The organism is Pedobacter insulae (genome assembly GCF_900113525.1).
Taxonomy (GTDB): Bacteria; Bacteroidota; Bacteroidia; order Sphingobacteriales; family Sphingobacteriaceae; genus Pedobacter; species Pedobacter insulae.
In genome coordinates this window covers 346,867-370,446 of the sequence record NZ_FOPP01000003.1, presented here as the reverse complement: position 1 = coordinate 370,446, position 23,580 = coordinate 346,867, and the positions used below count along the sequence as shown (strand labels likewise).

The following is a 23,580-nucleotide window of genomic DNA, read 5'->3' as shown; positions in this document are numbered from 1 at the left end:
ATATTAAATGTTTTTAGCTAGCCAATCCCCAACTTCAGAGGTTTTGTAGGCCTTACTGGCACCAGCTAAGTCTTCGGTAACAATACCTTCGGCTAATGATTTGTTTACTACAGCCCTTATCAGTTCTGCCTCTTCCTTTAAACCAAAAGCATCTTCAAACATCATCGCTGCTGATAAAACAGTAGCCAGGGGATTTGCAATATCTTTTCCTGCAGCTTGCGGATATGAACCGTGGATGGGTTCAAAAAGCGAGGTATGCACGCCAATAGATGCAGATGGCATCAAACCCATTGAACCTGAAATCACAGAAGCTTCGTCAGTTAAAATATCACCAAAAAGGTTTTCAGTAATCAAAACATCGTAAGAACTTGGCCATTGAACCAAACGCATTGCTACTGCATCCACAAATTCATAGCTAACAGTAACTTCTGGATAATCTTTTTCCATGTCCTGAACAGTTTCCCTCCACAAACGTGACGACTCAAGCACATTAGCTTTATCTACACAACAAAGTTTTTTGCTTCTTGTCATCGCCATTTCAAAGCCTAACTTCGCTAAACGCTGGATCTCTGAACGTGTATAAGTACAAGTATCGAAAGCCGTATTTCCATCATCTTTTCTACCTCTTTCACCAAAGTAAATTCCGCCTGTTAATTCTCTTAAAATAATTAAATCGGTTCCCTCAATTCGCTCTCTTTTTAATGGAGAATTATCAATTAAGGATGGAAAAGTAAAGGTTGGACGAACATTGGCGAATAAGCCTAGTTTCTGACGCATTTTTAATAAACCTTGTTCTGGGCGAACAGTTGCTTTTGGATCATTGTCGAAACGGGGGTGACCAATTGCGCCAAAGAGTACCGCATCGGCAGCCATGCATATTTCGTGAGTAGAATCTGGGTACGGTTCGCCTACTTCATCAATTGCTGCTGCACCTGTTATGCCTGCAGTCCACACAATCTCGTGGTTAAATTTTTTTGCTATCGCATTTGATACTTTTACGGCCTGATCTATAACTTCTGGTCCGATTCCATCGCCGGCTAAAAGTGCAATATTTAGTTTCATGTTTTCTGTTTTAATGGGTTAACTACTTAATGGGTTAACTGTTATTTATATAATGTTCAGCATTTTTTGAGTTGCTTTGATCGCTGAAACGGTTTGATCTGAGTCAAGCCCCCTTGTAATAAATATTTTAGTTGGTACCTCCCAAGTGATAATCGTTTCGCATAAGGCATCAGAATTACTACCGGGTGCAATTCTTACCGCATAGTCGATCAGTTTTGGAAGCGTTCTATTTTTCTTGGTATAAACTTTAGTAAGGGCATTCATAAATGCATCGTACTGCCCATCACCCTGCGCGTTTTCTTCGAATTGCTCACTTTCAATGGTTACTCCAATGGTGGCCGATGGTCTTAAGCCCATGGAGTTGGTCAGTACATAAGAGTCAACTACCACGGTTTGCTCGTATAAGTTGCTATCAAGCACATCTGAAATAATATAAGGAAGATCTTCTTTGGTAACCGTTTCTTTTCTGTCGCCCAGTTCAATTACCCTCTGCGTTACTTTTTTCAGATCTTCATCATTCAGTTTCAAGCCTAATTCCAACAGGTTTTTTTCAATGTTCGCCTTGCCCGAAGTTTTCCCTAAAGCATACTGTCTTTTTCTTCCGAAACGTTCAGGTAGTAAATCATTGAAATAGAGGTTGTTTTTATTGTCACCATCCGCATGAATTCCTGCAGTTTGGGTAAATACATTATCTCCCACCACAGGTTTATTAGTTGGAATTCTCACACCCGAAAATGTTTCTACGAGTTTGCTCACTTTGTAGATGGATGATTCTCTTACACCTACCTCAACTTCAGGTACAAAATCTTTAATTACTGCAATTACGCTTGCTAATGCCGCATTTCCAGCCCTTTCGCCCATTCCATTTACCGTAAGATGAAGACCATTGATGCCTGCTTTTACGGCTTCCAGTACATTAGCAGTTCCTAAATCGTAATCGTTATGTGCATGAAAATCAAAATGAATATGGGGATATTTACCTAATAATTCATTAATAAATTGAGTGGTTTCTGACGGGGTTAGAATTCCCAAGGTATCAGGTAATAGAATGCGCTTAATTTTTTGAGTAGCTAAGAAATCCAAAAACTGAATTACATATTCAGGAGAATTGCGCATCCCGTTACTCCAATCTTCTAAATACACATTTGTTGCGATACCATTGGCGCCGGCTAGGTCAATTACCTGTTTGATTTCGGTAAAGTGTTGCTCAGGTGTTTTCTTGAGTTGATAAGTTAGATGATTTAAAGAACCTTTAGTTAATAAATTTTGAACCTTTACACCGGCATTGATCATCCACTCTACAGAAACACCGTTATCAACAAAAGAAAGCACCTCAATACGGTCAATATATCCATTTTCTCCAGCCCATTTCGTAATTGCCTTTACTGCCTGAAACTCACCGTCTGATACTCTTGCAGAAGCAACTTCAACGCGGTCAATGTGTAATTCCTCGATGAGCAGTTGACTAATCGTTAACTTTTCGGAAATGGAAAACGATACTCCAGATGTTTGTTCCCCATCTCGAAGTGTAGTATCCATGATTTCTATTTTTCTTTTTTCCATTGAGGGATGTTCGAATGTAATAATTAGCTGATTACTTAAAACGGAAGTTTAGTGGCGAACTCTTCGATTTCTCCTTTGATGCTTTGGAGATAATCGATGTCATCAAAACCGTTGAGCATATTATGTTTTTTGTAGGGACTAATGTCGAATGATTCTTTTTCATCTGTTCCCGAGATCGAGATCGTTTGTGCCTCCAAATCTACTACGAGTTCCGTATCAGGGTTAGCTAAAATCGTGGTGAATATTTTGTCGGCAAACCCCGCACTCACTTGTACGGGCAATACCCCAATATTTAGGCAGTTGTTTTTGAAGATATCAGCAAAAAAGCTCGACACTACACATCTGAAACCATAATCGTATACCGCCCATGCGGCGTGTTCTCTGGACGAACCAGAACCAAAATTCTTTCCCCCAACTAAGATTTTTCCCCGGTAAACAGGATTATTCAGCACAAAATCTTTTTTAGGGGTATTATCAGGGTTATATCTCCAATCGCGAAATAAGTTATCGCCAAAGCCAACTCTTTCTGTTGCTTTTAAAAAGCGTGCTGGAATTAACTGATCGGTATCTATGTTTTCTATCGGTAGAGGTACGGCGGTACTTCTTAAGACGTTGAATTTATCGTAAGCCATTTTAAATATCTTTCTAATTAAACAAGTTCTTCAATTAATGTTCTTGGATCAGTCACTACGCCAGTTACAGCGGCGGCAGCGGCAACAAGCGGACTGGCCAGTAAAGTTCTGGATCCCGGCCCTTGTCTGCCTTCGAAATTCCTGTTCGAAGTACTCACTGCATATTTTCCTGCTGGAATCTTATCATCGTTCATCGCTAAACAAGCAGAGCAGCCTGGTTGACGTAGCGTAAAGCCGGCCTCCGTAAAAATATCCAGCAATCCCTCTTCTTTAATTTGGCTTTCTACAATGTGCGATCCAGGCACTAGCCACACGGTTACCCCATCTGCTTTGCGCTTTCCTTTAACAATCGATGCGAACGCCCTAAAATCTTCAATACGACCATTGGTGCAGCTCCCTACAAATACGTAATCTACTTTTTTGCCAATCATTGATTCTCCTTCAGAAAAACCCATATAACCTAATGACTTGTTATAAGTTGCGATGCCGCCTTCCACATTTTCCGCATCAGGAATATCTTGCGAAATCCCAATTCCCATACCCGGGTTGGTACCATAGGTAATCATGGGCTCAATTGAAGCGCCATCAAAGGTTAGTTCTTTATCGAACACAGCACCTTCGTCTGTTTTTAAGGTTTTATAGTAAGCAAGTGCTTTTTCCCAAGCTTCACCTTTTGGACTAAATTCACGTCCTTTCACGTAATTGATGGTTGTTTCGTCGGGAGCAATCATTCCACCACGGGCACCCATTTCGATACTTAGGTTACAAACGGTCATCCTTCCTTCCATAGTCATGTTTTCAAAAACATCACCGGCATATTCTACAAAATATCCAGTAGCGCCAGAAGTAGTGAGTTTCGAAATAATGAACAGAGCTACATCTTTAGGGGTAACACCAAGACCTAATTTCCCATTTACATTGATACGCATTTTTTTTGCTTTTGGCTGCATAATGCACTGGGTGGCCAAAACCATTTCCACTTCGGAAGTTCCAATGCCAAAAGCAATCGCCCCGAAGGCACCATGCGTAGAAGTATGCGAATCACCACAAACAATAGTAGAACCTGGTTGAGTAATGCCATATTCGGGACCAACTACGTGTACGATACCATTTTTTTGATGACCTAAACCCCAGTGACTAATACCGTATTCGTTGGAATTCGATTCAAGTGCGGCTAACTGATTGGCAGAAAGGGGATCTGTAACTGGTAAATGTTGGTTTATAGTTGGTGTATTGTGATCAGCTGTTGCGAAGGTACGTTCAGGATATAATACTTTAGTTCCCCTGCTTTTTAATCCCAGGAATGCAACCGGACTGGTTACTTCGTGAATAAGATGACGATCAATAAAAAGTACATCGGGTCCACCTTCAATTTGACGCACCACATGTGCATCCCACACCTTATCAAATAATGTCTTGCTCATATTTATGTTTTATTTATTTTACATAGATTTCACTCATCATCATAGTGAGATCTTCATCATTAATGTCTAGTTTACGATCGGCAATAGTTAAAAAGCGATGATAGGCATCAGCTAATTCTTCTTTGCTCAAATTATGTCCCAAGCGTTCCAAATGGAATTTCAAGGCATGCCTGCCACTTCTGGCGGTTAGTACAATAGTTGCATCTGGAAAACCCACATCCTCCGGACGAATAATCTCGTAGTTTTCACGATTTTTTAAAAATCCATCTTGGTGAATACCGGAGCTATGGGCAAAAGCATTACTTCCTACAATTGCTTTATTTGGCTGTACAGGCATCCTCATTTGTGAACTTACCATTCGGCTTAGTTCATAAAAGTTTTTAGTATTAATGTTAGTATGCAATCCGAGGTATTGATGCGTTTTTAAAATCATCACTACCTCTTCAATCGAAGTGTTTCCCGCACGCTCCCCTATTCCGTTAATGGTACCTTCAATTTGGCGGGCTCCGTTTTGTAAACCAGCAATTGAATTCGCTGTAGCTAAACCTAAATCGTTGTGACAATGAACGGATATAATCGCTTGGTCGATGTTTTGAACATTATCTTTCAAAAATTTGATCTTTTGTCCGTATTGATCGGGTAAACAATAACCATTGGTGTCAGGGATATTCACTACTGTGGCACCAGCGGCAATTACGGCTTCCACCATTTGCGCCAAGAAGTTGATATCTGCTCTACCTGCATCTTCAGCATAAAACTCAATGTCCTCTACAAATTGTTTGGCATATTTTACAGCGTCAACCGCTCTCTTTAGAATTTCTTCACGAGTGCTGTTAAACTTATGTTTGATGTGCATATCTGACGAGCCGATACCCGTGTGGATTCTTGGCCTTTTTGCGTATTGTAGCGCTGCAACTGCCGAATCGATATCACCTTTATTAGCGCGTGTTAAAGCGCAGATTATAGGTTGTGAAACAGCTTTAGACAGTTCCACTACGCTCTGGAAATCGCCAGGACTTGAAATCGGAAAACCTGCTTCGATAATATCAACACCCAGGGTTTCGAGCTCTTTGGCAATTTCAATTTTCTCAGGGGTTGTTAACTGGCAACCTGGTACTTGTTCTCCATCACGCAAGGTGGTGTCAAATACATAAACTTTGTTCGGATCGTGTAACATAATTTTTATTGCTAATATTTTCTATCACTTGTACTTCGCCATTTTCCAAAACAATTCTTTTTTCAATACAATCCGGCAGCTGAGATTCGAAATGGCCTACATAAATTAAAGTAGTTCCATTTTTACTTAACTCATCTATCAATTTGTTAAAGTGAAAAGTTTGTTGTTGGTCTAAACCCTGACAAGGTTCATCTAGAATTAATAATTCAGGATTTTTAATAATTGTTCGACCTAATAGAGCCAAACGTTGCTTTCCTAAGGGAAGCTGGTTCATTAAGGTATTTTTATAATCATCTAACCCAAAAAAATGGATCAGTTCATCGGCTTGTACTCTTTTGGTATATCCGGGATCGCAAAATAGCCCCGAGCTGTCATAAAAGCCAGAAACAATGCTTTGCCATACGGTGGCGGTCGGATCAAAATACCAGTGTAACTCTGGCGAGATTAGTCCGATCCGTTCTTTGATTTCCCAAATGCTTTCCCCGCTTCCCCGTAAATTGCCAAATAAGTAAAAATTATTGGCAAATGCCTGAGGGTGATCTGCACAGATTAAACTCAATAAGGTTGATTTGCCTGACCCGTTTGGACCTTGAAGTGCCCATTTCTCTCCAGCCTTAACTTCCCAGTTTATATTTTTTAATACTTTTTTATTTCCATAGCTCACATTTACGTCTATCATTTTAACAAGATGGGACTTAGTCGACGACCATTGTTTTTCTTGAAAAAATGCTGGTAAGGGCTTTTCAATTTTTGTTAAATTGTTCACATATTGCATTGCTGCACTTGCTACTAGTTTTCCATCTTCAATTCTTGCAAAACGATTAATGGATGACGGCATTTCCGCTTCATTGGAAATTAAAATCAATTGGGCTCCATCCTCAACTAATTGGTCTAACAATAAGTTTAAATTTTTCCGAGATGCTGCGTCGAGGCCATTATAGGGGAGGTCTAAAATCAACAATTTCGGTTTTAACCAAAGAGCTTTAATCAATTGTAATTTTTTATGCTCTCCGCTTGATAACTCAATTAAAGTAGCACTTAGTAAGCTTTTGAAACCTAGCGCCTCTACTATCGGATTTAATGTATCTTGCTCCAGGCTATTTTGTTGACCAAAATGTTTTAACTCGCTACTAACCGAATTGGTGGTAGTGGCAGCTTGTTTATGGTAACGTTGTTGATAATAGAAATTGGCTTGTCCTTCTAAATCTTTGAATTGATACCAATTGGCAACATAGTGAACTCCATCAACTAAATTATTTAGCGGATTGAGATTAAGTTCGATAGTACCGTAACTAGGAATTAAATTGGCGATTGCTTTAGCTAGTGAAGTTTTCCCGTTACCACTTTCGCCAGAAAGTAACCAGTTTTCACCACTATTAATTGTCCAGCACAAATCTTTAAGTACAGATTTATCCTTAAACTTTAAATTAAAATTGGTGATATGGACGACGGGTTTTTTCATCAAGTTGTTCTAATTTTTATAAGCTTTAACTCTTAAGCGTTTATAATCTGCAATCCATTGGTCATTCTTATATTGACTTGGTTTTAAAATTTCTACTGCAAAATCTTTAACGGCATCAATCTCTTCAGTATTCATGTTTTTGAAAGCATAAGGTGCAAATTGCGTAATCCAATCACGCATACCATTTATACCTTTTAGTGGAGTGGGGCGATCAAAAAGCCAAGCTTGCTCCACCTCGAAACCATTTTTTTCTAACAAGGTAGTGTAGGTACTGATCGTTGGAAAGAACCAAAAATCTGTGGTAAGCTTCGAATCTAACCCAAGGTTTTTAGCGGCTAATTTAACAGCATCGGTAATTTTTTTTACATTTCCTTTAGCACCAAATTCTGCTACTAATCTGCCGCCAATCTTCAAACTGCTAAAAAGCCTTTTTGTTAATTCCTCTTGATTGTCAATCCAATGGAAGGTAGCGTTGCTAAAAATGGCGTCAAATTCTTCTTTATAGGGCAGCTTAGTTCCATCAATTACTTCAAATTTTAAAGCTGGATAATTTATTCTTGCAATTTCGACCATGTTTTCTGAAGCATCTGTCCCTAAAACCAAGGCTCCGGTTTTAGCAATTTGAGCAGCTAATTGTCCTGTTCCACAACCAACATCCAATATATGTTCATCATTTTTTGGGGCAAGCCATTGCACTACATCTGCACCATAATCAGATACAAAGTGATGTTGTTTGTCGTATAATTTATTGTCCCAACTAATTTCTGGCATATTGTTCATTTTAAACCTATGGGGTTGAAAAAATCCCATAGGTTGTATTTTACATTTTTATTAGGCTGTTTTAATTGTTTTCATGGCCGTCATGGCTTTTCTCAATTCTGCGCCAATAATTTCTACTTCATGGTTTCTGATAGCATGGTTCACAGCGATTAATGTTTTATTGTCTACCGCCCCATCTTTGCCTTCATTAAAGTTTTTACCAACTAGGTCGGTGTCAACTTTTTTCATGAAATCAGCTAACAAAGGTTTACATGCCTGGTCAAATAAATAACAACCATATTCAGCAGTATCAGATATTACCCGATTCATTTCGAATAATTTTTTACGTGCAATGGTATTGGCAATTAATGGCGTTTCGTGTAACGACTCATAATAAGCAGATTCAGGTTTAATACCTGCTTGAACCATTGTTTCGAAGGCTAATTCGACCCCGGCTCTTACAAAAGCAACCATTAACGTATAGTTATCGAAATATTCTTGTTCGCCAATTTTTACGTCGCCAGCAGGCGTTTTCTCAAAAGCAGTTTCGCCAGTTTCAGCCCGCCATGCCAGTAAATTTTTATCTCCATTTGCCCAATCTTCCATCATAATACGGCTAAACTCACCGCTCATGATATCATCCTGGTGTTTTTGGAATAATGGACGCATAATATCTTTTAGTTCTTCCGAAATCTCAAAAGCTTTAATTTTTGCCGGATTACTTAGCCTGTCCATCATGGCGGTAATTCCGCCTTGTTTTAACGCCTCTGTAATTACTTCTACGCCATATTGAACTAGTTTAGAAGCATAGCCTTTATCGATTCCTTTTTCAACCATTTTATCAAAAGACAAAATAGAACCTGTTTGTAACAAACCGCATAGAATTGTTTGCTCCCCCATTAAATCAGACTTAACCTCTGCCACAAATGAAGATTTTAAAACACCTGCTTTGTGTCCGCCAGTACCTACACAATAGGCTTTTGCTTGTGCCAATCCTTTTCCTTGCGGATCATTTTCTGGGTGTACAGCAATTAAAGTGGGTACGCCAAAACCTCTTACATATTCGGCTCTAACTTCACTGCCTGGGCATTTTGGGGCAACCATAATAACAGTAAGATCTTTACGAATTTGTGTGCCTTCTTCCACGATGTTGAAACCATGAGAGTAGGATAGGGTAGCACCTTCTTTCATCAATGGCATGATTGCATTTACCACTGCAGTGTGTTGTTTATCAGGAGTGAGATTGATAACCACATCAGCCGTAGGTATTAATTCTTCATAGGTTCCCACCTTGAAGTTGTTTTCTGTAGCATTTTTCCATGAATCCCTTTTACCTTCAATTGCCTCTTTACGTAATGTATAAGAAACATCTAAACCACTATCTCTTAAGTTTAAGCCTTGGTTTAAGCCTTGTGCGCCACAGCCAACGATTACTAATTTTTTTCCTTTAAGTGCATTAACCCCATCTAAGAATTCGGCGCTGTCCATGAAGTCGCAAACACCCAACTGGTTAAGTTTTTCTCTGAGTGATAGTGTGTTAAAATAATTTGCCATTGTTTTTGTTTATTTGGTGATTACACCGATTTATGTTTATGTTTTTTGTTGTTCGTCATTGCGAGGTACGAAGCAATCTCAAAAATAGATTGCTTCGTACTTCGCAATGACGTTCGTATCTCGCAATGACGCTTACATTGTGAATATCTTGTCTCCTTTTTCTAGGAATTCGTTTTCTACCAAGTCTTCACCTGGTTCAACTGCTTTAAACTCTTTCAGTTTTTCGTGGAAGCCTGCGCTGTCCTTAATAATAGCTACCCTTGCTGAACGAACAAACTCTATCAAATCATAAGGTTCCAGCGCTTTTACCAAGGCATCTGTTTCTTCTTTATGACCAGTTACTGCAAATACGGTATAGTCTTTTCTAATGACTACTGCACTTGCACCGTATTGTCTTAAAAGGCGTTCCACTGTAACTTTTTCAGTAATTTCTTCTGTTGAAACTTTATAAAGCGCTAATTCTTGCCAAATTACTTCATCATTGGTAACGAAATAAGCTTTTAACACTTCCACCTGTTTCTCAATCTGACGAGAAAGTTTGCGAACCACTTCATAGCTTTCGGTAATTAAGATGTTAAACCGATGGATCCCTTCAATTTCTGATGGGGAAGTGTTCAAGCTTTCGATATTGATTTTTCTCTTAGAGAAAATAATAGCAATTCTATTTAACAAGCCGATTCGGTTTTCAGCATATACGATAATGTTATATTCCTGTTTTCCCTCATAATCTGGGGCAGCAGGTCTATGCAATATGGTGTCTTCTGTACTCATGTTTAATCTTTTTAATATGCTAACTATTTTAATCTAATTTCACTTACACTGCAACCTTGCGGTACCATCGGAAACACGTTATTTTCTCTACCTACCATTACCTCTAATAGATAAGATCCTTCGTGGTTAATCATCGTTTCTAATGCAGTTCTTAGGTTGGCGCGGTTATCAACCATTTGCCCTTCGATATAGTAGGCCTTAGCCAATGCTACAAAATCAGGACTTGTGATGTTTACGAATGAATAGCGTTTATCGTGGAATAGCTGTTGCCATTGGCGCACCATTCCAAGGAATCTATTATTTAAGATCAGTATTTTCACCGCAGCACCAAACTGCATGATGGTGCCCAATTCTTGTGGGGTCATTTGAAAGCCGCCATCACCAATGATCGCAATTACGGTTTTATCTGGTGCGCCATATTTTGCGCCTATTGCTGCGGGTAATCCGAAGCCCATTGTTCCTAAACCTCCCGAGGTAACATTGCTTCTTGTATTATTGAATTTGGCGTACCTACATGCTACCATTTGGTGTTGGCCTACATCGGTTACAATAACGGCGTCTCCGCCGCAAATTTCATTGATATTACGCAGTACCTCGCCCATGGTCATCTCCTCGCCAGTTGGGTAAAGTTCAGCAGTAATTACCTGGTCAATTTCCTGTTGATTATAATCTCTAAATTTAGCCAACCAGTGTGGGTGGCTATTTTTGTTTACCAGATTGGTTAACAGGGGTAGGGTTTCTTTACAATCTCCCCAAACACCTACATCTGCTTTCACATTTTTATCAATTTCAGCAGGATCAATGTCCAGGTGGATAATCTTTGCCTGTTTTGCATATTTATCTAATCTGCCGGTTACGCGATCGTCGAAGCGCATACCGATAGCGATTAACACATCACACTCATTCGTTAATACATTGGGTCCGTAATTCCCGTGCATACCCAACATACCTACATTTAAAGGATGGTCTGTTGGAATTGCGCCTTCACCTAGGATTGTCCAAGCGGCGGGAATGCCACTTTTCTCTATAAAAGCTTTGAATTCTTGCTCTGCTGTACCTAAAATTACACCCTGACCGAACAACACGAAAGGTTTTTTTGCAGCATTGATTACTTCGGCCGCTTGTTCAATGTATTCGACCCTAATATTTGGTTTTGGGCGGTAACTACGGATATGATTGCATTTTACATAAGCCGGAAAGTCTTCCAGTTGTAATTGCGCATTTTTGGTAATATCTATTAAAACCGGTCCCGGTCTTCCGCTTTTCGCAATGTAAAATGCCTTGGCTAGCACCTCCTGGATTTCTTTAGCATCAGTAACCTGATAATTCCACTTGGTAACCGGGGTCGTGATATTAATTACATCGGTTTCCTGAAAGGCGTCAGTACCTAAAAGATGAGCGAAAACCTGCCCGGTGATACAAACCAGAGGTGTGCTGTCAATTTGTGCATCGGCCAGGCCGGTCACTAAATTAGTGGCTCCCGGACCGCTGGTTGCAAATACAACTCCCACTTCTCCACTGGTTCTTGCGAAACCTTGGGCAGCGTGGATGCCCCCTTGTTCATGGCGGACTAAAATATGTTTTAATTTATCGCTATAATCATATAATGCGTCATAAATGGGCATGATTGCACCGCCTGGATAGCCAAAAACGGTATGTACACCTTCTTCTATTAAGCCGTTTAACAGCGCCTGAGATCCAGTCCCTTTGAAAGTCTTTTCGGCTTGCGCCGTTTTTGCTTCTGCTAATATAGTTTCTTGTATCATTCTGCTTTGAATTTTAATTTAAGCCTCATCGGTTACACAGCCTTCTGCTGCGGTGGTTACTGTTTTGGCATATTTATACAGCACCCCTTTTTTAACTTTTAATTCAGGTTGCTGCCACGCTAGTTTTCGTTTTGCAATAATATCATCACTCACTTTGAGGGTAATGCTATTCGCTCTTGCACTAATTTCGATTCTATCTTCATCTTCTACGAATGCGATTAATCCACCGTCAAAATATTCTGGCGTAATGTGGCCAACTACAAAGCCATGTGTACCACCACTAAATCTTCCATCGGTTATTAAAGCAACACTGCTACCTAAACCTGCACCATATATTGCGGACGTTGGTTTAAGCATTTCTGGCATACCTGGGGCGCCTTTCGGACCAACATCGCGAATAACAACCACATCTCCAGGTTGAACTTTTCCGCTAGAAATACCATTGATCAATTCATATTCCCCGTTGAATACGCGGGCAGGGCCTTCGAAAAATTCACCTTCTTTACCGCTTATTTTCGCAACACTTCCACCTTCGGCTAAGTTTCCGTACAAAATTTGCAAGTGGCCAGTAGCTTTGATAGGGTTTTCGGAAGGGAAGATGATTTTTTGCTCATTAAAATCTAATTCCGGAATTTCTGCTAAGTTTTCAGCAATTGTTTTTCCAGTTACCGTTAAACAATCTCCATGTAACCAACCTTTCTTTAAAAGATATTTCATAACAGCAGGCACACCACCAATTTTATGAAGATCTTCCATCATATATTTGCCACTAGGTTTCATGTCGGCCAAAACTGGGATACGATTGCTAATGGTTTGAAAGTCATCCTGACTTAACGGAACATTCACGCTTTTTGCCATTGCGATTAAGTGAAGCACAGCGTTTGTTGAACCGCCCAACACCATAATCGTTACAATTGCATTTTCAAATGCCTTACGAGTCATGATATCGCTTGGCTTAATGTCTTTCTCTAATAGCACTTTAATCGCTTTCCCGGCAGCAATGCATTCCGCTTTTTTTTCTGCGCTTAAGGCTGGATTTGAAGAAGAAAAAGGTAAACTCATTCCAAGGGCTTCTACTGCTGCAGCCATGGTATTTGCGGTATATATTCCTCCGCAGGCTCCTGCACCCGGACAAGCGTGTTTTATAATTTCTTTGAAGTCAATTTCATCCATTTGACCGGCAATTTTTTTACCTAATGCCTCAAATGCTGAAACAATATTTAGATCTTCACCTTTATAGTGACCCGGTTTAATTGTTCCGCCATATACCATAATTGAAGGGCGATTTAATCGACCCATTGCCATAACCGAGCCTGGCATATTTTTGTCGCAACCAGGAATGGTGATTAATCCATCATAATATTGACCTCCACATACTGCTTCAATAGAATCGGCAATAATATCGCGACTAACCAAAGAATAGCGCATTCCGGCAGTCCCATTACTCATTCCATCACTCACGCCTATGGTATTAAAAATTAGGCCTACTAAATCATTTTCCCATACTCCTGTTTTAACAATTTGCGCTAGGTCATTTAAGTGCATGTTGCAAGTGTTTCCATCATAGCCCATGCTGGCAATGCCTACCTGTGCTTTTTCCATATCGGCATCGGTTAAACCAATTCCATATAGCATTGCTTGTGCTGCAGGTTGCGTAGGATCTTGTGTAAATGTTTTACTGTATTTGTTTAGTTCGTTCATTTCTTAGGTTAATCGTTGGTTAATTGTTTTAGTCGGTTAGTTGGTTAAACTAAATAATCACTTCGTAGTTAACTTTTTCTAATACTAAATTTTTATAGGCTCTTTGGATGGTGGCGCCTATACTATCATGCCATCTTTGTTTAAAAACAGTGTCGTCAAGTGTATGAATGCCAATGATTTCGGCTGCAGTTCCACAAAAGAATGCGCTATCTGCACTTTTAAGTTCTTCCACACTTATGGTTTTCTCTATAACCTCAATGTCTAGTACTTTACACAGTTCAATTACCGTTGCCCGGGTAATACCTGCTAATATGTTGCCCAATGTTGGGGTATATAGTTTGCCATTTTTCTCTAGGAATATATTAGCACCAGATCCTTCAGCCACGTTTTCGTGCATATCAAGTAATAATGCTTCATCAAAACCTTTATTTTTTGCGTCTGTTGTAGCCAGGATAGAGTTTACATAATGACCACTTATTTTTGCTTCAACAAAAGTTGATTTCGGATTAGGTCGTTGAAAAGGAGAAATGCAAACTTTTAATTGTTTGTCGCCCAGGTACGCACCCCATTCCCAGGCGCAGATCATAATTGATACTTCTTGGGGAGCGATTAAGGTCATATTAGGTGCGCTATAAACAATTGGGCGGATGTATGCGTCCTTTAAGTTGTTTAACTTTAAAAGTTGATAAGTTTGTTTAATTAGCTCATTATTATCCCATGGATAGGGCATGTTAACGAGTTCACAAGAACGCTTTAGCCTTTCAAAATGCTCTTTGATCTTAAAAATCCGTGTATCATTGTGTGTTTTATAGGCTCTTATACCTTCAAATGCAGCCAAACCATAATGTAATGATTGTCCGTATAAATCGGTCTTAGCATCTTGTGCTTTAACAAAGCGACCGTCTAAGTAAATTACGGTGTTTGAGTTGTAGTATTGCATTTTGTTTTATTTAAAAAAAGCGTCCCGAGTAATCGGGACGCTTTAGGTAATTTGAGTATTAAAATTCATTTTATAGCGACCCGTATTGCTTATTTAGCAGCAGAATAATAATAATAAGAATGACATATAGCGTAGCGATATTGGCTTCGTTATTTGTTACACTTAATGTTATGATTCTTGGGTGGTTCATTTATCGTTTTTTGTTAAAACCAATTTAGTCCATGCTGATTAAACTATCAATAGTAAACTAAAAATAATTGAAAAAAAATTTAATTCTGTTATTTTTATTTTTTCGATATTTAATATTAAAATATTCAAAATATACGCTATATATGTCAGTTCATGGTAGACTAAATATGTTTTGGGTATTCGGTATACTTATTATGCTTGCATTATATTTGAAGCGTTTTCGGCGTAAAATTGGAAAGTCTCTCAAATTATTTGAAAAATTACCCGGGTTAATGACTTACGAAGTTGGGTTAGCACGATCGCAATAAACTTTGTAGGTTTTAATAAGTTTTGACATAAAAAAAGGCTGATGTTTTAAACACCAGCCCTTTTTTATGTAATGTTTTAAATATACCTATGCAAGTACCGCTTCAGCTAAGACAATAATTTTATTATCTAATACTTCTACAACACCACCTTTAATGGAAAAGGTATCTTCGCCAGCAGCACTTTTAATAATTACAAGGCCATCTTCTAAAGTGGAAATAATAGGAGCGTGGCCTCTCAAAATTTGAAAAGAACCCAAAGTTCCAGGAACCGTAACTGATGTTACTTCCCCTTCGAAAACTTTTTTATCTGGTGTTAATATTTCTAAAGTCATTTTTTTAGTAGTTAGTATTTAGTAGTTAGTATTTAGACTAATCAACTAAATAAATTAATGAGATAGTACTTAGGCTAGAGATAGGTATCTATATACTAAGTACTAACTACTAGGTACTAGTTAGATTCTGCTAATAATTTTTTTCCTTTTTCGATAGCTTCTTCAATGCTACCAACTAAGTTAAATGCAGCTTCTGGATATTCATCAACTTCACCATCCATAATCATGTTAAATCCTTTGATGGTATCTTTAATGTCGACCAAGACTCCTTTTAAGCCTGTAAATTGCTCGGCTACGTGGAAAGGTTGAGATAAGAAACGTTGAACACGACGTGCACGGGATACAACTAGTTTATCTTCTTCAGATAACTCGTCCATACCAAGGATCGCGATAATATCTTGTAATTCTTTATAACGTTGTAAAGTTTCTTTCACACGTTGTGCAGTATTATAGTGTTCATCACCTAAAACAGCTGGAGAAAGGATACGTGAAGTAGAATCTAGTGGATCTACTGCTGGATAAATACCAAGCTCAGCAATTTTACGTGAAAGTACAGTTGTAGCATCTAAGTGGGCAAAAGTAGTAGCCGGTGCAGGGTCAGTTAAATCATCTGCGGGTACATATACAGCTTGAACTGAAGTAATTGAACCGCGTTTAGTTGAAGTAATACGCTCCTGCATCAAACCCATCTCAGTTGCCAATGTTGGTTGGTAACCTACCGCTGATGGCATACGACCTAATAGTGCCGATACTTCAGAACCTGCCTGGGTAAAACGGAAGATGTTATCAACGAAGAAAAGGATATCTTTTCCCGCGCCTTCACCGTCACCATCACGGAAATATTCAGCAACTGTTAATCCTGATAATGCTACACGAGCACGTGCACCAGGAGGTTCGTTCATTTGACCGAATACCAATGTTGCTTTTGATTCTTTTAATTTTTCGGTATCAACTGCTTTCAAATCCCATCCACCTTTTTCCATTGAGTGCAAGAAATCATCACCATAGTTGATTACACCTGATTCGATAAACTCACGAAGTAAATCGTTACCCTCACGAGTACGCTCACCAACACCAGCAAATACCGATAAACCAGCATAAGCTTTCGCGATGTTGTTTACCAACTCCATAATCAATACTGTTTTACCAACACCAGCACCGCCGAACAAACCGATTTTACCACCTTTAGCATATGGCTCTAATAAATCGATAACTTTAATACCTGTAAAAAGTACTTCAGTTTCCGTTGATAAGTCTTCAAATTTAGGCGGAGCGTTGTGAATTGGGCGGCCACCTGTTTTATCAACAGCAGAAATACCATCAATTGCTTCCCCAACTACATTAAACAAACGACCTTTAATTTGATCTCCAACTGGCATTTTGATAGGTGAACCAGTATCTAATGCTTTCATACCACGTACTAAACCGTCTGTAGAGTCCATCGCAATTGCGCGAACACGGTCCTCACCAAGGTGTTGTTGAACTTCTAGAACAATTGTTTGTCCGTTTTCTTTAGTAATCTCTAATGCAGAGAAAATTTTAGGTAAATGGGCATCGTTAGCAAAACTTACGTCAACTACCGGTCCTATAATCTGGGCTATTTGTCCAATGTTAGGCATATACTGTTTTTGGTAAAATTATAAAAATCAAAATGTTAAAGACGCTTTTACGCGCCCGCAATTCGGTCTGCAAAGTTATGATTTTCCAATGTATATTTTATATATAAATAAAAAATTTTTCAACAGCTATGAGAATAGGGTTTTTTAGTTGATTTGCCCGGGGTAAGTCGTAGTTTTTTATAGCACTTTATGAAGTAGTAGCTAAGTAGTAGGTAAGTAGTAGGTAAGTAGTAGGTAAGTACTAGGTAAGTGGTTCGTTCGTAAATTTGATTTTTTTCTTCTTTCTTTGTTAAGCTATTACAAGTGTAAAGTGGAATGTTTATAATTTTAACCTTTTTTAATGAAAACCATATTAGTAACAGGAAGTAACGGCCTTTTAGGACAGAAAATAACAGAAAAAGTTTTAAAAGAAAGTGGGATAAACTTAATCGCTACGGCAAAAGGTGAGAATCGTTTTCCGATTAAGGAAGGTTATACCTATGTGACGATGGATATTCTCAATGCAGAAGAAGTGAGGGCAGTGGTTTCAAAGTATCGGCCTGATGCAATTATTCACACCGCTGCTATGACCAATGTAGATACCTGTGAAGAGCAAAAAGAGTTAGCTTTTGAACTAAATGTTGCGGCAGTAATTACCTTGGTTGCGGTGTGCGAGGAGTTCAATGTTCGTTTAATTCATTTATCGACCGATTTTATATTTGATGGGGAAGATGGTCCGTATGATGAAGAGGCGGCTCCCAATCCGTTGAGTTATTATGGTGAGACTAAATTGTTGGCTGAAGAAGCAGTTAAGCAATCGACCGGCAAATGGGCTATACTGCGTACTATTATCGTTTATGGTATTGTAAGTGATATGAGCAGAAGTAACATTGTACTTTGGGCAAAAGGCGCTTTAGAGAAAGGTAATCCTTTAAACATTGTGAACGACCAATGGAGAATGCCCACTTTGGCAGAGGATTTGGCAGACTGTTGTTTACTGGCGGTTGAGCACGATGCCCAAGGTGTATATAATGCTTCGGGAAAAGATATGATGAGCATTTCCGAGTTGGTGGCAAAAGTAGCCGATTTTTGGGGCTTAGACAAAAGTTTGATCAATGAAATCAGTGCGGCTACTTTAAATCAGACTGCAAAGCGGCCAGCCCGGACTGGCTTTATTTTAGACAAAGCTATGACTGATTTAAAGTATCAACCGCATAGCTTTGACGAGGGATTGGCGATTTTGGATCGACAACTTGGTGAGAAGTTCTGATTCTTTCGTCTCGAGTGTTTAGTCTTGGGGGTAGGGTCTGAGAGTCGGGAAGTTCGTGATGAGGAATTCAATTCGAAGAAAGTTATCGTCATTGCGAGGTATGAAGCAATCTCCTTAATGCGTTTCTTTAAGATTGCTTCGCTGCGCTCGCAATCACCGGTTATTGGCCGGCAATGCAGGGCTATTATCTCATGATGACAGTGGATGAAAAAGGTCAACTGAAAATAAATTTAAATTAAACTAAAATAATAATATATGTCATTACAAGTAGGCGATAAAGCGCCAGATTTTAAATTATTCAATTCAGAATTAAAGGAAGTTTCCTTAAATGATTATAAAGGGAAACAGGTAGTCGTTCATTTTTTCCCAATGGCATTTACTGGCACTTGTACTACACAACTATGTACCATGAGAGATAGTTTTGGTTATTATGATGGGATGAATGCGGCAGTTATTGCTATCTCAGTTGATTCGCCTTTTACTCTGGCGAAATTTAAAGATGATCAATCTTACCAGTTTCCATTGTTGTCGGATTTTAATAAAGAAATTTCACAGGCTTATGGCGCTTTTTATGAAGAATTTGTATTCAATTTAAAAGGTGTTTCTAAAAGAGCGGCTTTTGTAATTGATGAAAATGGCTTAATTACTTATGCCGAGGTATTGGAGGTTGCGACGGATTTACCTGATTTTGAAGCAATTCGTAAGGTTGTAAGCGAATAGAGTGTTGCTCATCAGTATGAGAATCGAATTATTCTTTAAAAAAAATTGTTAAATTGAATAACAAGCATTACTTTTGCAATCCGTTAATCATACGGAATGTTTGCATTTGTAGCTCAACTGGATAGAGCATCTCACTACGGATGAGAAGGTTTGGGGTTCGAATCCCTACAAGTGCACAGAAACAAAAGCCTTAGAGAAATCTAAGGCTTTTTGCGTAAAACGCTTAAATCATTATCATTTTTAGAAAATTTAGCCCAATAAGCTAATTAAATTATATATTTGCAACTTTTAAAGGGCAAGGCTGTTTACTCGATAAATTGCTGCCTTTATTATCAATTAAATGTTTTCAAATAAAATTGAAGACGATTCACCATAAAGAAAGACAAATGCTGAATTTAGTTCTCTTTGGCCCTCCGGGTGCAGGTAAAGGCACCCAATCTGAAAAACTGATTAATAAGTATCAGTTGGTACATATTTCTACTGGAGACCTTTTCAGAGCACACATTAAAGATCAAACTGCTTTAGGTAAAAAAGTTAGTAAATTAATTGCTAATGGAGAATTGGTTCCAGACAAGATTACGATCGATATGTTAGAGGAAGAAATTGATAAAAATCCAGATGCAAAAGGATTTGTATTCGATGGTTTTCCAAGAACTATACCACAAGCTGCTGAACTTGACCAATTTTTAGCAGGAAAAGGGAGCCAAATTACTGGTGTAATCGCATTAGATGTAGATAAGGAGGAGTTGGTTAAACGTGTGGCATTGCGTCAGAAAGAAACTGGCAGATTAGATGATCAGGCAGAGAAATCTCAAAAACGTATTGAGGAATATTTTAACAAGATCGTTTTAGTTTTACCTTACTACGAAGCACAAAATAAGCTTACAAAAATTAATGGTATCGGCGAAATTGACGGTATTTTTAATGAATTGTGTGCTGTTATCGATCAATATTAATTCACTTTCCCACCGAGATGTCGCAAGGTTCAAATTTTGTAGATTATGTAAAAATATGCTGCCGTTCTGGTAAAGGCGGAGCCGGATCTGCACATTTGCATCGCGACAAACTTACTTCAACAGGGGGACCTGATGGTGGTGATGGAGGCAGGGGTGGACATATCATCTTGAAGGGAAATGCTCAATTCTGGACTTTACTTCACTTAAAATACCGAAAGCACATTATTGCTGAAGATGGCATGAGTGGTGGAAGTAGTCAGAAAACAGGTAAAACAGGTGCCGATGAAATTCTAGAAGTCCCATTGGGTACGATTGCCCGAGATGCTGAAACGGGCGAGGTGCTATTTGAGATTACGGAAGATGGGGAAACGAAAATCCTCACCGCCGGTGGTCGCGGGGGCTTAGGGAATTGGCATTTTAAAACGCCTACACTACAAACTCCCCGTTTTGCACAACCCGGTGAACCAGGAAAAGAGGAGTGGATGGTTTTAGAATTAAAGGTATTAGCTGATGTAGGTTTAGTTGGATTTCCCAATGCGGGTAAATCAACGCTTTTATCTGTTTTATCTGCAGCGAAGCCAGAAATAGCCGATTATCCTTTTACTACTTTGGTGCCTAACCTTGGAATTGTTTCCTACAGAGGAGGAAAATCTTTCGTAATGGCAGATATCCCCGGTATTATCGAAGGCGCATCAAAAGGCAAAGGATTAGGATTTAGATTTTTACGTCATATTGAGCGCAATTCTGTTTTACTTTTTATGGTTCCTGCTGATACCAGTAGAAGTATTAAGGAAGAATATGAAATTCTTAAGAATGAACTACAGCAATATAACTCAGAGTTAATGCAAAAGCCCCATTTGCTGGCTGTTACCAAAGCAGATATGCTTGACGAAGAACTGAAGGAAGAAATGAAAAAGGAACTTCCGCAAGTTCCTGCTATTTTTATATCATCTGTAGCTCAACAAGGTATAACCGAATTAAAGGATATGCTTTGGAAAGCGATCAACGACTAGATTGCTTCGTCGACTTCGTCTCCTCGCAATGACGGATCTGTACTTCGCAATGACGGATCTCTACTCGCAACGCTTACCTAGTCAGCACAATATTCTCCATTACCAACATATCCATTTGCGTGCGTAAAAAGCAGGCTATTGCTTCTTCGGGTGTATTTACAATGGGCTCATTTTCATTGAACGAGGTATTGAGTAAAATGGGTACGCTGGTTTTATCATAAAAAGCTTTGATCAAGGCATGGTACCTAGGTTCAACTTTTTGATCAACCGTTTGTAGTCTCCCGGTTCCATCAACATGTGTAACTGCTGGAATTTCTGCTCTTTTCTCTTCTTTAATGATAAATACTTTCTCCATAAAGGGAACGTCATCCACCAGTTCAAAATAATCAGCCGTATGGTCCATTAAAATAGAGGGCGCAAACGGCCTGAAAGACTCGCGACGTTTTATTTTGGTATTCAAAATTTCTTTTGCATCTGTCCTGCGAGGATCCGCAATAATCGAACGGTGACCGAGTGCTCTTGGGCCGAACTCTGCCCTTCCTTGGAACCAACCCACAACACCCCCGTTAATTAAGCAGTTTGTTACCGTATCATATAGCTCGTCATCGTTAAGTTTTTGGTAGTTGACGGCGCTTTCTTTTAAAGTGGCCTCTATTTCATCATTAGTAAACCTACTTCCAAAATAACCATGTAGCATAGGTTTTGTTCTTGGCTGTTTAAGCACTTGGTTATACACCCAGAGCGCAGCTCCAATCGCGGTACCTGCATCGTGACCTGCGGGTGGGATATACAATTTTTTAAAGGGTGTATTTTGAAGAATTTTTCCATTGGCAACAGAGTTTTGCGCTACTCCTCCAGCAATACACACCGAATCGAGCCCTGTTTCTTGATGCAATGCGTTGAGCATATGAAAAATCACCTCTTCCGTAATACGCTGTACAGAGGCTGCCATATCAAAATGGTAGTCGGTCAGTTTTTCCTCTTTCTGGCGTACCGGTCCAAACGCTGCTACTAATTTCTCCGTAAACAAGCTATCCATTGCAGGGATACCACCTTCCCAAACCATATTTACGCCTTTTTGGGGATGATTGAAATAAGTAAGGTTAAGTTCGAAAAGCCCATTGTCTTTAAATATCAATACATCTCTAAGCTTGTCTACATACTTAGGTTTACCATATGGGGCAAGCCCCATTACTTTATATTCATCACCGTAATGAGGGAAGCCAAGCCACTGCGTAAATACCGTATAAAATATCCCGATAGAATGCGGATAAGAGACCGTATCCATTACCGTAATTTCATTTGCATTCCCAGTTCCTCTCATAGTGCTGGTAAAATCGCCCATCCCATCAATCGAAATCAATGCTGATTTTTCAAATGGAGAGGCAAAAAAAGCACTAGCTAAATGACTTCTATGATGTTCCACATTCACAATTTGTGCCTTAAAGGAACCAAAGTGTTCTGTAAATTCATCTTCTATGGAAGAGGCTTTTTTTAAGTTTTTAACACGGTTGATGATATTGGAGATACTTAACTTGTTTTTGATGGCTGTCAATACTTTCTTCTGAAAGTTGGCTTTCGGATCTCTAGAAATTGCAATATAATCAACCTCCTGCATAGAAATTCCAGCTTCTTTTAAGCAAAATGCTATGGCTTGAGAAGGAAAACCAGCCCAGTGTTTAATTCGGCGAAATCTTTCTTCTTCGGTTGCAGCTATTAAATTTCCGTCTTGATAAATGCAGGCAGACGAATCTCCATGGTAGGCATTAATTCCCAGTATATACATTGGTAGTCTAATTAAGATTTATTGATTGCGGTGTTTTTCTTGATCCAAAAATAAAGGAGTGCGAAGACACATAGGTAAACGATCACATTAAATATCTCATGGTGATAGGTAAAATTACTCCGTTGCGATTGGAAAAACCCAAGTAAAACACCTAAACCTGCAATGCGTAAAACGTTAAGCACATATATCATCACAATGCCAATTGCGAACAATTTTAACTTAGATTTTAATTTTGCCGGGAAGGCTATGATAAAAGCCGTAAGAAAGCTCATCACTCCCAAGCCTACGCAAGAATAATTAACCCGTAAATAAGGGCCATCTACTACCATTATGTCCATTTCGTTATGAATGGCGTAAAACCCAAAGAGTTTAATCAGCCAGGTAGCGGGAATTAGCAGGGCAGATTTAATCCATTGGATATAATTAAAGTATTCCGCAATGTATGGGTTATAGTATCGACTGCCAGCGCTTGTGACGCTGTTCATAAATAGATTTCCCTGACTAAATAAAAGGTATAGTCCAACTAACAACACTATAAAGCGTATCGCAACTTTATTGGCTTTCTTTTTGGTTTCTTTAGTCGATAATTCATCCATA

At 39.0% G+C, this 23,580-nt stretch carries 20 protein-coding genes, 1 tRNA gene and 1 pseudogene; 5 read left to right on the top strand and 17 right to left on the bottom strand.

The window, feature by feature from the left end; genetic code table 11:
- Positions 1 to 3 precede the first annotated feature (3 nt).
- The 14 genes from leuB to atpD all read right to left on the bottom strand — a co-directional run bounded on the left by leuB (position 4) and on the right by atpD (position 17,259).
- A complete protein-coding gene (gene leuB / locus BM207_RS06835; RefSeq protein WP_090992822.1) occupies positions 4 to 1,062 on the bottom strand; it encodes a 3-isopropylmalate dehydrogenase in 1,059 nt (352 codons plus the stop codon).
- A 45-nt stretch (positions 1,063 to 1,107) separates the two neighbouring features.
- A complete protein-coding gene (locus BM207_RS06830; protein WP_090992821.1) occupies positions 1,108 to 2,625 on the bottom strand; it encodes an alpha-isopropylmalate synthase regulatory domain-containing protein in 1,518 nt (505 codons plus the stop codon).
- 35 nt (positions 2,626 to 2,660) lie between these two features.
- A complete protein-coding gene (gene leuD / locus BM207_RS06825) occupies positions 2,661 to 3,257 on the bottom strand; it encodes a 3-isopropylmalate dehydratase small subunit (RefSeq protein ID WP_090992820.1) in 597 nt (198 codons plus the stop codon).
- A 17-nt stretch (positions 3,258 to 3,274) separates the two neighbouring features.
- On the bottom strand, positions 3,275 to 4,681 hold the full coding sequence (leuC, locus tag BM207_RS06820) for a 3-isopropylmalate dehydratase large subunit (RefSeq protein WP_090992819.1): 1,407 nt from the start codon (positions 4,679 to 4,681) through the stop codon (positions 3,275 to 3,277).
- A 13-nt stretch (positions 4,682 to 4,694) separates the two neighbouring features.
- A complete protein-coding gene (locus tag BM207_RS06815) occupies positions 4,695 to 5,858 on the bottom strand; it encodes a 2-isopropylmalate synthase (RefSeq protein WP_090992818.1) in 1,164 nt (387 codons plus the stop codon).
- Positions 5,824 to 7,320 carry an ATP-binding cassette domain-containing protein gene (locus BM207_RS06810; protein WP_177217074.1) on the bottom strand — a complete coding sequence of 499 codons (1,497 nt, stop codon included), beginning with the start codon at positions 7,318 to 7,320 and terminating at the stop codon, positions 5,824 to 5,826. The genes BM207_RS06815 and BM207_RS06810 overlap by 35 nt, the downstream gene beginning before the upstream one ends.
- A gap of 9 nt (positions 7,321 to 7,329) precedes the next feature.
- Complete coding sequence (locus BM207_RS06805) at positions 7,330 to 8,091, bottom strand: class I SAM-dependent methyltransferase (RefSeq protein ID WP_090992967.1); 762 nt, start codon at positions 8,089 to 8,091, stop codon at positions 7,330 to 7,332.
- A gap of 60 nt (positions 8,092 to 8,151) precedes the next feature.
- On the bottom strand, positions 8,152 to 9,633 hold the full coding sequence (gene ilvC, locus BM207_RS06800) for a ketol-acid reductoisomerase (RefSeq protein ID WP_090992816.1): 1,482 nt from the start codon (positions 9,631 to 9,633) through the stop codon (positions 8,152 to 8,154).
- A 132-nt stretch (positions 9,634 to 9,765) separates the two neighbouring features.
- Positions 9,766 to 10,404, bottom strand: coding sequence for an acetolactate synthase small subunit (gene ilvN, locus BM207_RS06795; RefSeq protein WP_090992815.1), 639 nt, complete (start codon positions 10,402 to 10,404; stop codon positions 9,766 to 9,768).
- Between the two features lie 23 nt (positions 10,405 to 10,427).
- Positions 10,428 to 12,170: a biosynthetic-type acetolactate synthase large subunit gene (gene ilvB / locus BM207_RS06790; RefSeq protein ID WP_090992814.1), complete on the bottom strand. Its 1,743-nt coding sequence runs from the start codon at positions 12,168 to 12,170 to the stop codon at positions 10,428 to 10,430.
- Positions 12,171 to 12,188: 18 nt separating this feature from the next.
- Entirely contained in the window at positions 12,189 to 13,871 is a 1,683-nt protein-coding gene (gene ilvD, locus BM207_RS06785) for a dihydroxy-acid dehydratase (RefSeq protein ID WP_090992813.1), read from the bottom strand.
- A 49-nt stretch (positions 13,872 to 13,920) separates the two neighbouring features.
- The gene (locus tag BM207_RS06780) at positions 13,921 to 14,811 is read right to left on the bottom strand and encodes a branched-chain amino acid transaminase (protein WP_090992812.1); all 891 of its coding nucleotides are present in this window, start codon (positions 14,809 to 14,811) and stop codon (positions 13,921 to 13,923) included.
- A gap of 583 nt (positions 14,812 to 15,394) precedes the next feature.
- Positions 15,395 to 15,640 (bottom strand): ATP synthase F1 subunit epsilon, encoded by a 246-nt coding sequence (gene atpC, locus BM207_RS06775; protein WP_090992811.1) that lies wholly within the window; start codon positions 15,638 to 15,640, stop codon positions 15,395 to 15,397.
- A 116-nt stretch (positions 15,641 to 15,756) separates the two neighbouring features.
- Complete coding sequence (gene atpD, locus BM207_RS06770) at positions 15,757 to 17,259, bottom strand: F0F1 ATP synthase subunit beta (RefSeq protein ID WP_090992810.1); 1,503 nt, start codon at positions 17,257 to 17,259, stop codon at positions 15,757 to 15,759.
- A gap of 340 nt (positions 17,260 to 17,599) precedes the next feature.
- On the opposite strand from atpD, the gene BM207_RS06765 reads away from it, so the two are divergent.
- The 5 genes from BM207_RS06765 (at position 17,600) to obgE (ending at position 21,197) form a co-directional block, all read left to right on the top strand.
- Positions 17,600 to 18,508: an SDR family oxidoreductase gene (locus tag BM207_RS06765; RefSeq protein WP_090992809.1), complete on the top strand. Its 909-nt coding sequence runs from the start codon at positions 17,600 to 17,602 to the stop codon at positions 18,506 to 18,508.
- Between the two features lie 255 nt (positions 18,509 to 18,763).
- Positions 18,764 to 19,228, top strand: a complete 465-nt coding sequence (locus BM207_RS06760) for a redoxin domain-containing protein (RefSeq protein ID WP_090992808.1) — start codon at positions 18,764 to 18,766, stop codon at positions 19,226 to 19,228.
- A 102-nt stretch (positions 19,229 to 19,330) separates the two neighbouring features.
- Positions 19,331 to 19,404, top strand: a tRNA-Arg gene (locus BM207_RS06755).
- A gap of 210 nt (positions 19,405 to 19,614) precedes the next feature.
- Complete coding sequence (locus BM207_RS06750; protein ID WP_090992966.1) at positions 19,615 to 20,184, top strand: adenylate kinase; 570 nt, start codon at positions 19,615 to 19,617, stop codon at positions 20,182 to 20,184.
- Between the two features lie 17 nt (positions 20,185 to 20,201).
- Entirely contained in the window at positions 20,202 to 21,197 is a 996-nt protein-coding gene (gene obgE / locus BM207_RS06745) for a GTPase ObgE (RefSeq protein ID WP_090992807.1), read from the top strand.
- Between the two features lie 73 nt (positions 21,198 to 21,270).
- On the opposite strand, the gene BM207_RS19440 is transcribed toward obgE, so the two are convergent.
- The 3 genes and pseudogenes from BM207_RS19440 to xrtY all read right to left on the bottom strand — a co-directional run bounded on the left by BM207_RS19440 (position 21,271) and on the right by xrtY (position 23,579).
- Positions 21,271 to 21,894, bottom strand: coding sequence for a carbamoyltransferase C-terminal domain-containing protein (locus BM207_RS19440; RefSeq protein WP_394332967.1), 624 nt, complete (start codon positions 21,892 to 21,894; stop codon positions 21,271 to 21,273).
- A 54-nt stretch (positions 21,895 to 21,948) separates the two neighbouring features.
- A pseudogene (locus BM207_RS19435) lies at positions 21,949 to 22,983 on the bottom strand (carbamoyltransferase family protein); the annotation flags it as partial.
- 11 nt (positions 22,984 to 22,994) lie between these two features.
- Entirely contained in the window at positions 22,995 to 23,579 is a 585-nt protein-coding gene (gene xrtY, locus BM207_RS06735) for an exosortase Y (RefSeq protein ID WP_090992805.1), read from the bottom strand.
- Position 23,580 lies beyond the last annotated feature (1 nt).

Bases quoted from the DNA above. Each gene is read 5' to 3' on its own strand.
- leuB (WP_090992822.1), bottom strand. From the start codon at position 1,062: ATGAAACTAAATATTGCACTTTTAGCCGGCGATGGAATCGGACCAGAA.
- BM207_RS06830 (WP_090992821.1), bottom strand. From the start codon at position 2,625: ATGGAAAAAAGAAAAATAGAAATCATGGATACTACACTTCGAGATGGG.
- leuD (WP_090992820.1), bottom strand. From the start codon at position 3,257: ATGGCTTACGATAAATTCAACGTCTTAAGAAGTACCGCCGTACCTCTA.
- leuC (WP_090992819.1), bottom strand. From the start codon at position 4,681: ATGAGCAAGACATTATTTGATAAGGTGTGGGATGCACATGTGGTGCGT.
- BM207_RS06815 (WP_090992818.1), bottom strand. From the start codon at position 5,858: ATGTTACACGATCCGAACAAAGTTTATGTATTTGACACCACCTTGCGT.
- BM207_RS06810 (WP_177217074.1), bottom strand. From the start codon at position 7,320: ATGAAAAAACCCGTCGTCCATATCACCAATTTTAATTTAAAGTTTAAG.
- BM207_RS06805 (WP_090992967.1), bottom strand. From the start codon at position 8,091: ATGCCAGAAATTAGTTGGGACAATAAATTATACGACAAACAACATCAC.
- ilvC (WP_090992816.1), bottom strand. From the start codon at position 9,633: ATGGCAAATTATTTTAACACACTATCACTCAGAGAAAAACTTAACCAG.
- ilvN (WP_090992815.1), bottom strand. From the start codon at position 10,404: ATGAGTACAGAAGACACCATATTGCATAGACCTGCTGCCCCAGATTAT.
- ilvB (WP_090992814.1), bottom strand. From the start codon at position 12,170: ATGATACAAGAAACTATATTAGCAGAAGCAAAAACGGCGCAAGCCGAA.
- ilvD (WP_090992813.1), bottom strand. From the start codon at position 13,871: ATGAACGAACTAAACAAATACAGTAAAACATTTACACAAGATCCTACG.
- BM207_RS06780 (WP_090992812.1), bottom strand. From the start codon at position 14,811: ATGCAATACTACAACTCAAACACCGTAATTTACTTAGACGGTCGCTTT.
- atpC (WP_090992811.1), bottom strand. From the start codon at position 15,640: ATGACTTTAGAAATATTAACACCAGATAAAAAAGTTTTCGAAGGGGAA.
- atpD (WP_090992810.1), bottom strand. From the start codon at position 17,259: ATGCCTAACATTGGACAAATAGCCCAGATTATAGGACCGGTAGTTGAC.
- BM207_RS06765 (WP_090992809.1), top strand. From the start codon at position 17,600: ATGAAAACCATATTAGTAACAGGAAGTAACGGCCTTTTAGGACAGAAA.
- BM207_RS06760 (WP_090992808.1), top strand. From the start codon at position 18,764: ATGTCATTACAAGTAGGCGATAAAGCGCCAGATTTTAAATTATTCAAT.
- BM207_RS06750 (WP_090992966.1), top strand. From the start codon at position 19,615: ATGCTGAATTTAGTTCTCTTTGGCCCTCCGGGTGCAGGTAAAGGCACC.
- obgE (WP_090992807.1), top strand. From the start codon at position 20,202: ATGTCGCAAGGTTCAAATTTTGTAGATTATGTAAAAATATGCTGCCGT.
- BM207_RS19440 (WP_394332967.1), bottom strand. From the start codon at position 21,894: ATGCTACATGGTTATTTTGGAAGTAGGTTTACTAATGATGAAATAGAG.
- xrtY (WP_090992805.1), bottom strand. From the start codon at position 23,579: ATGGATGAATTATCGACTAAAGAAACCAAAAAGAAAGCCAATAAAGTT.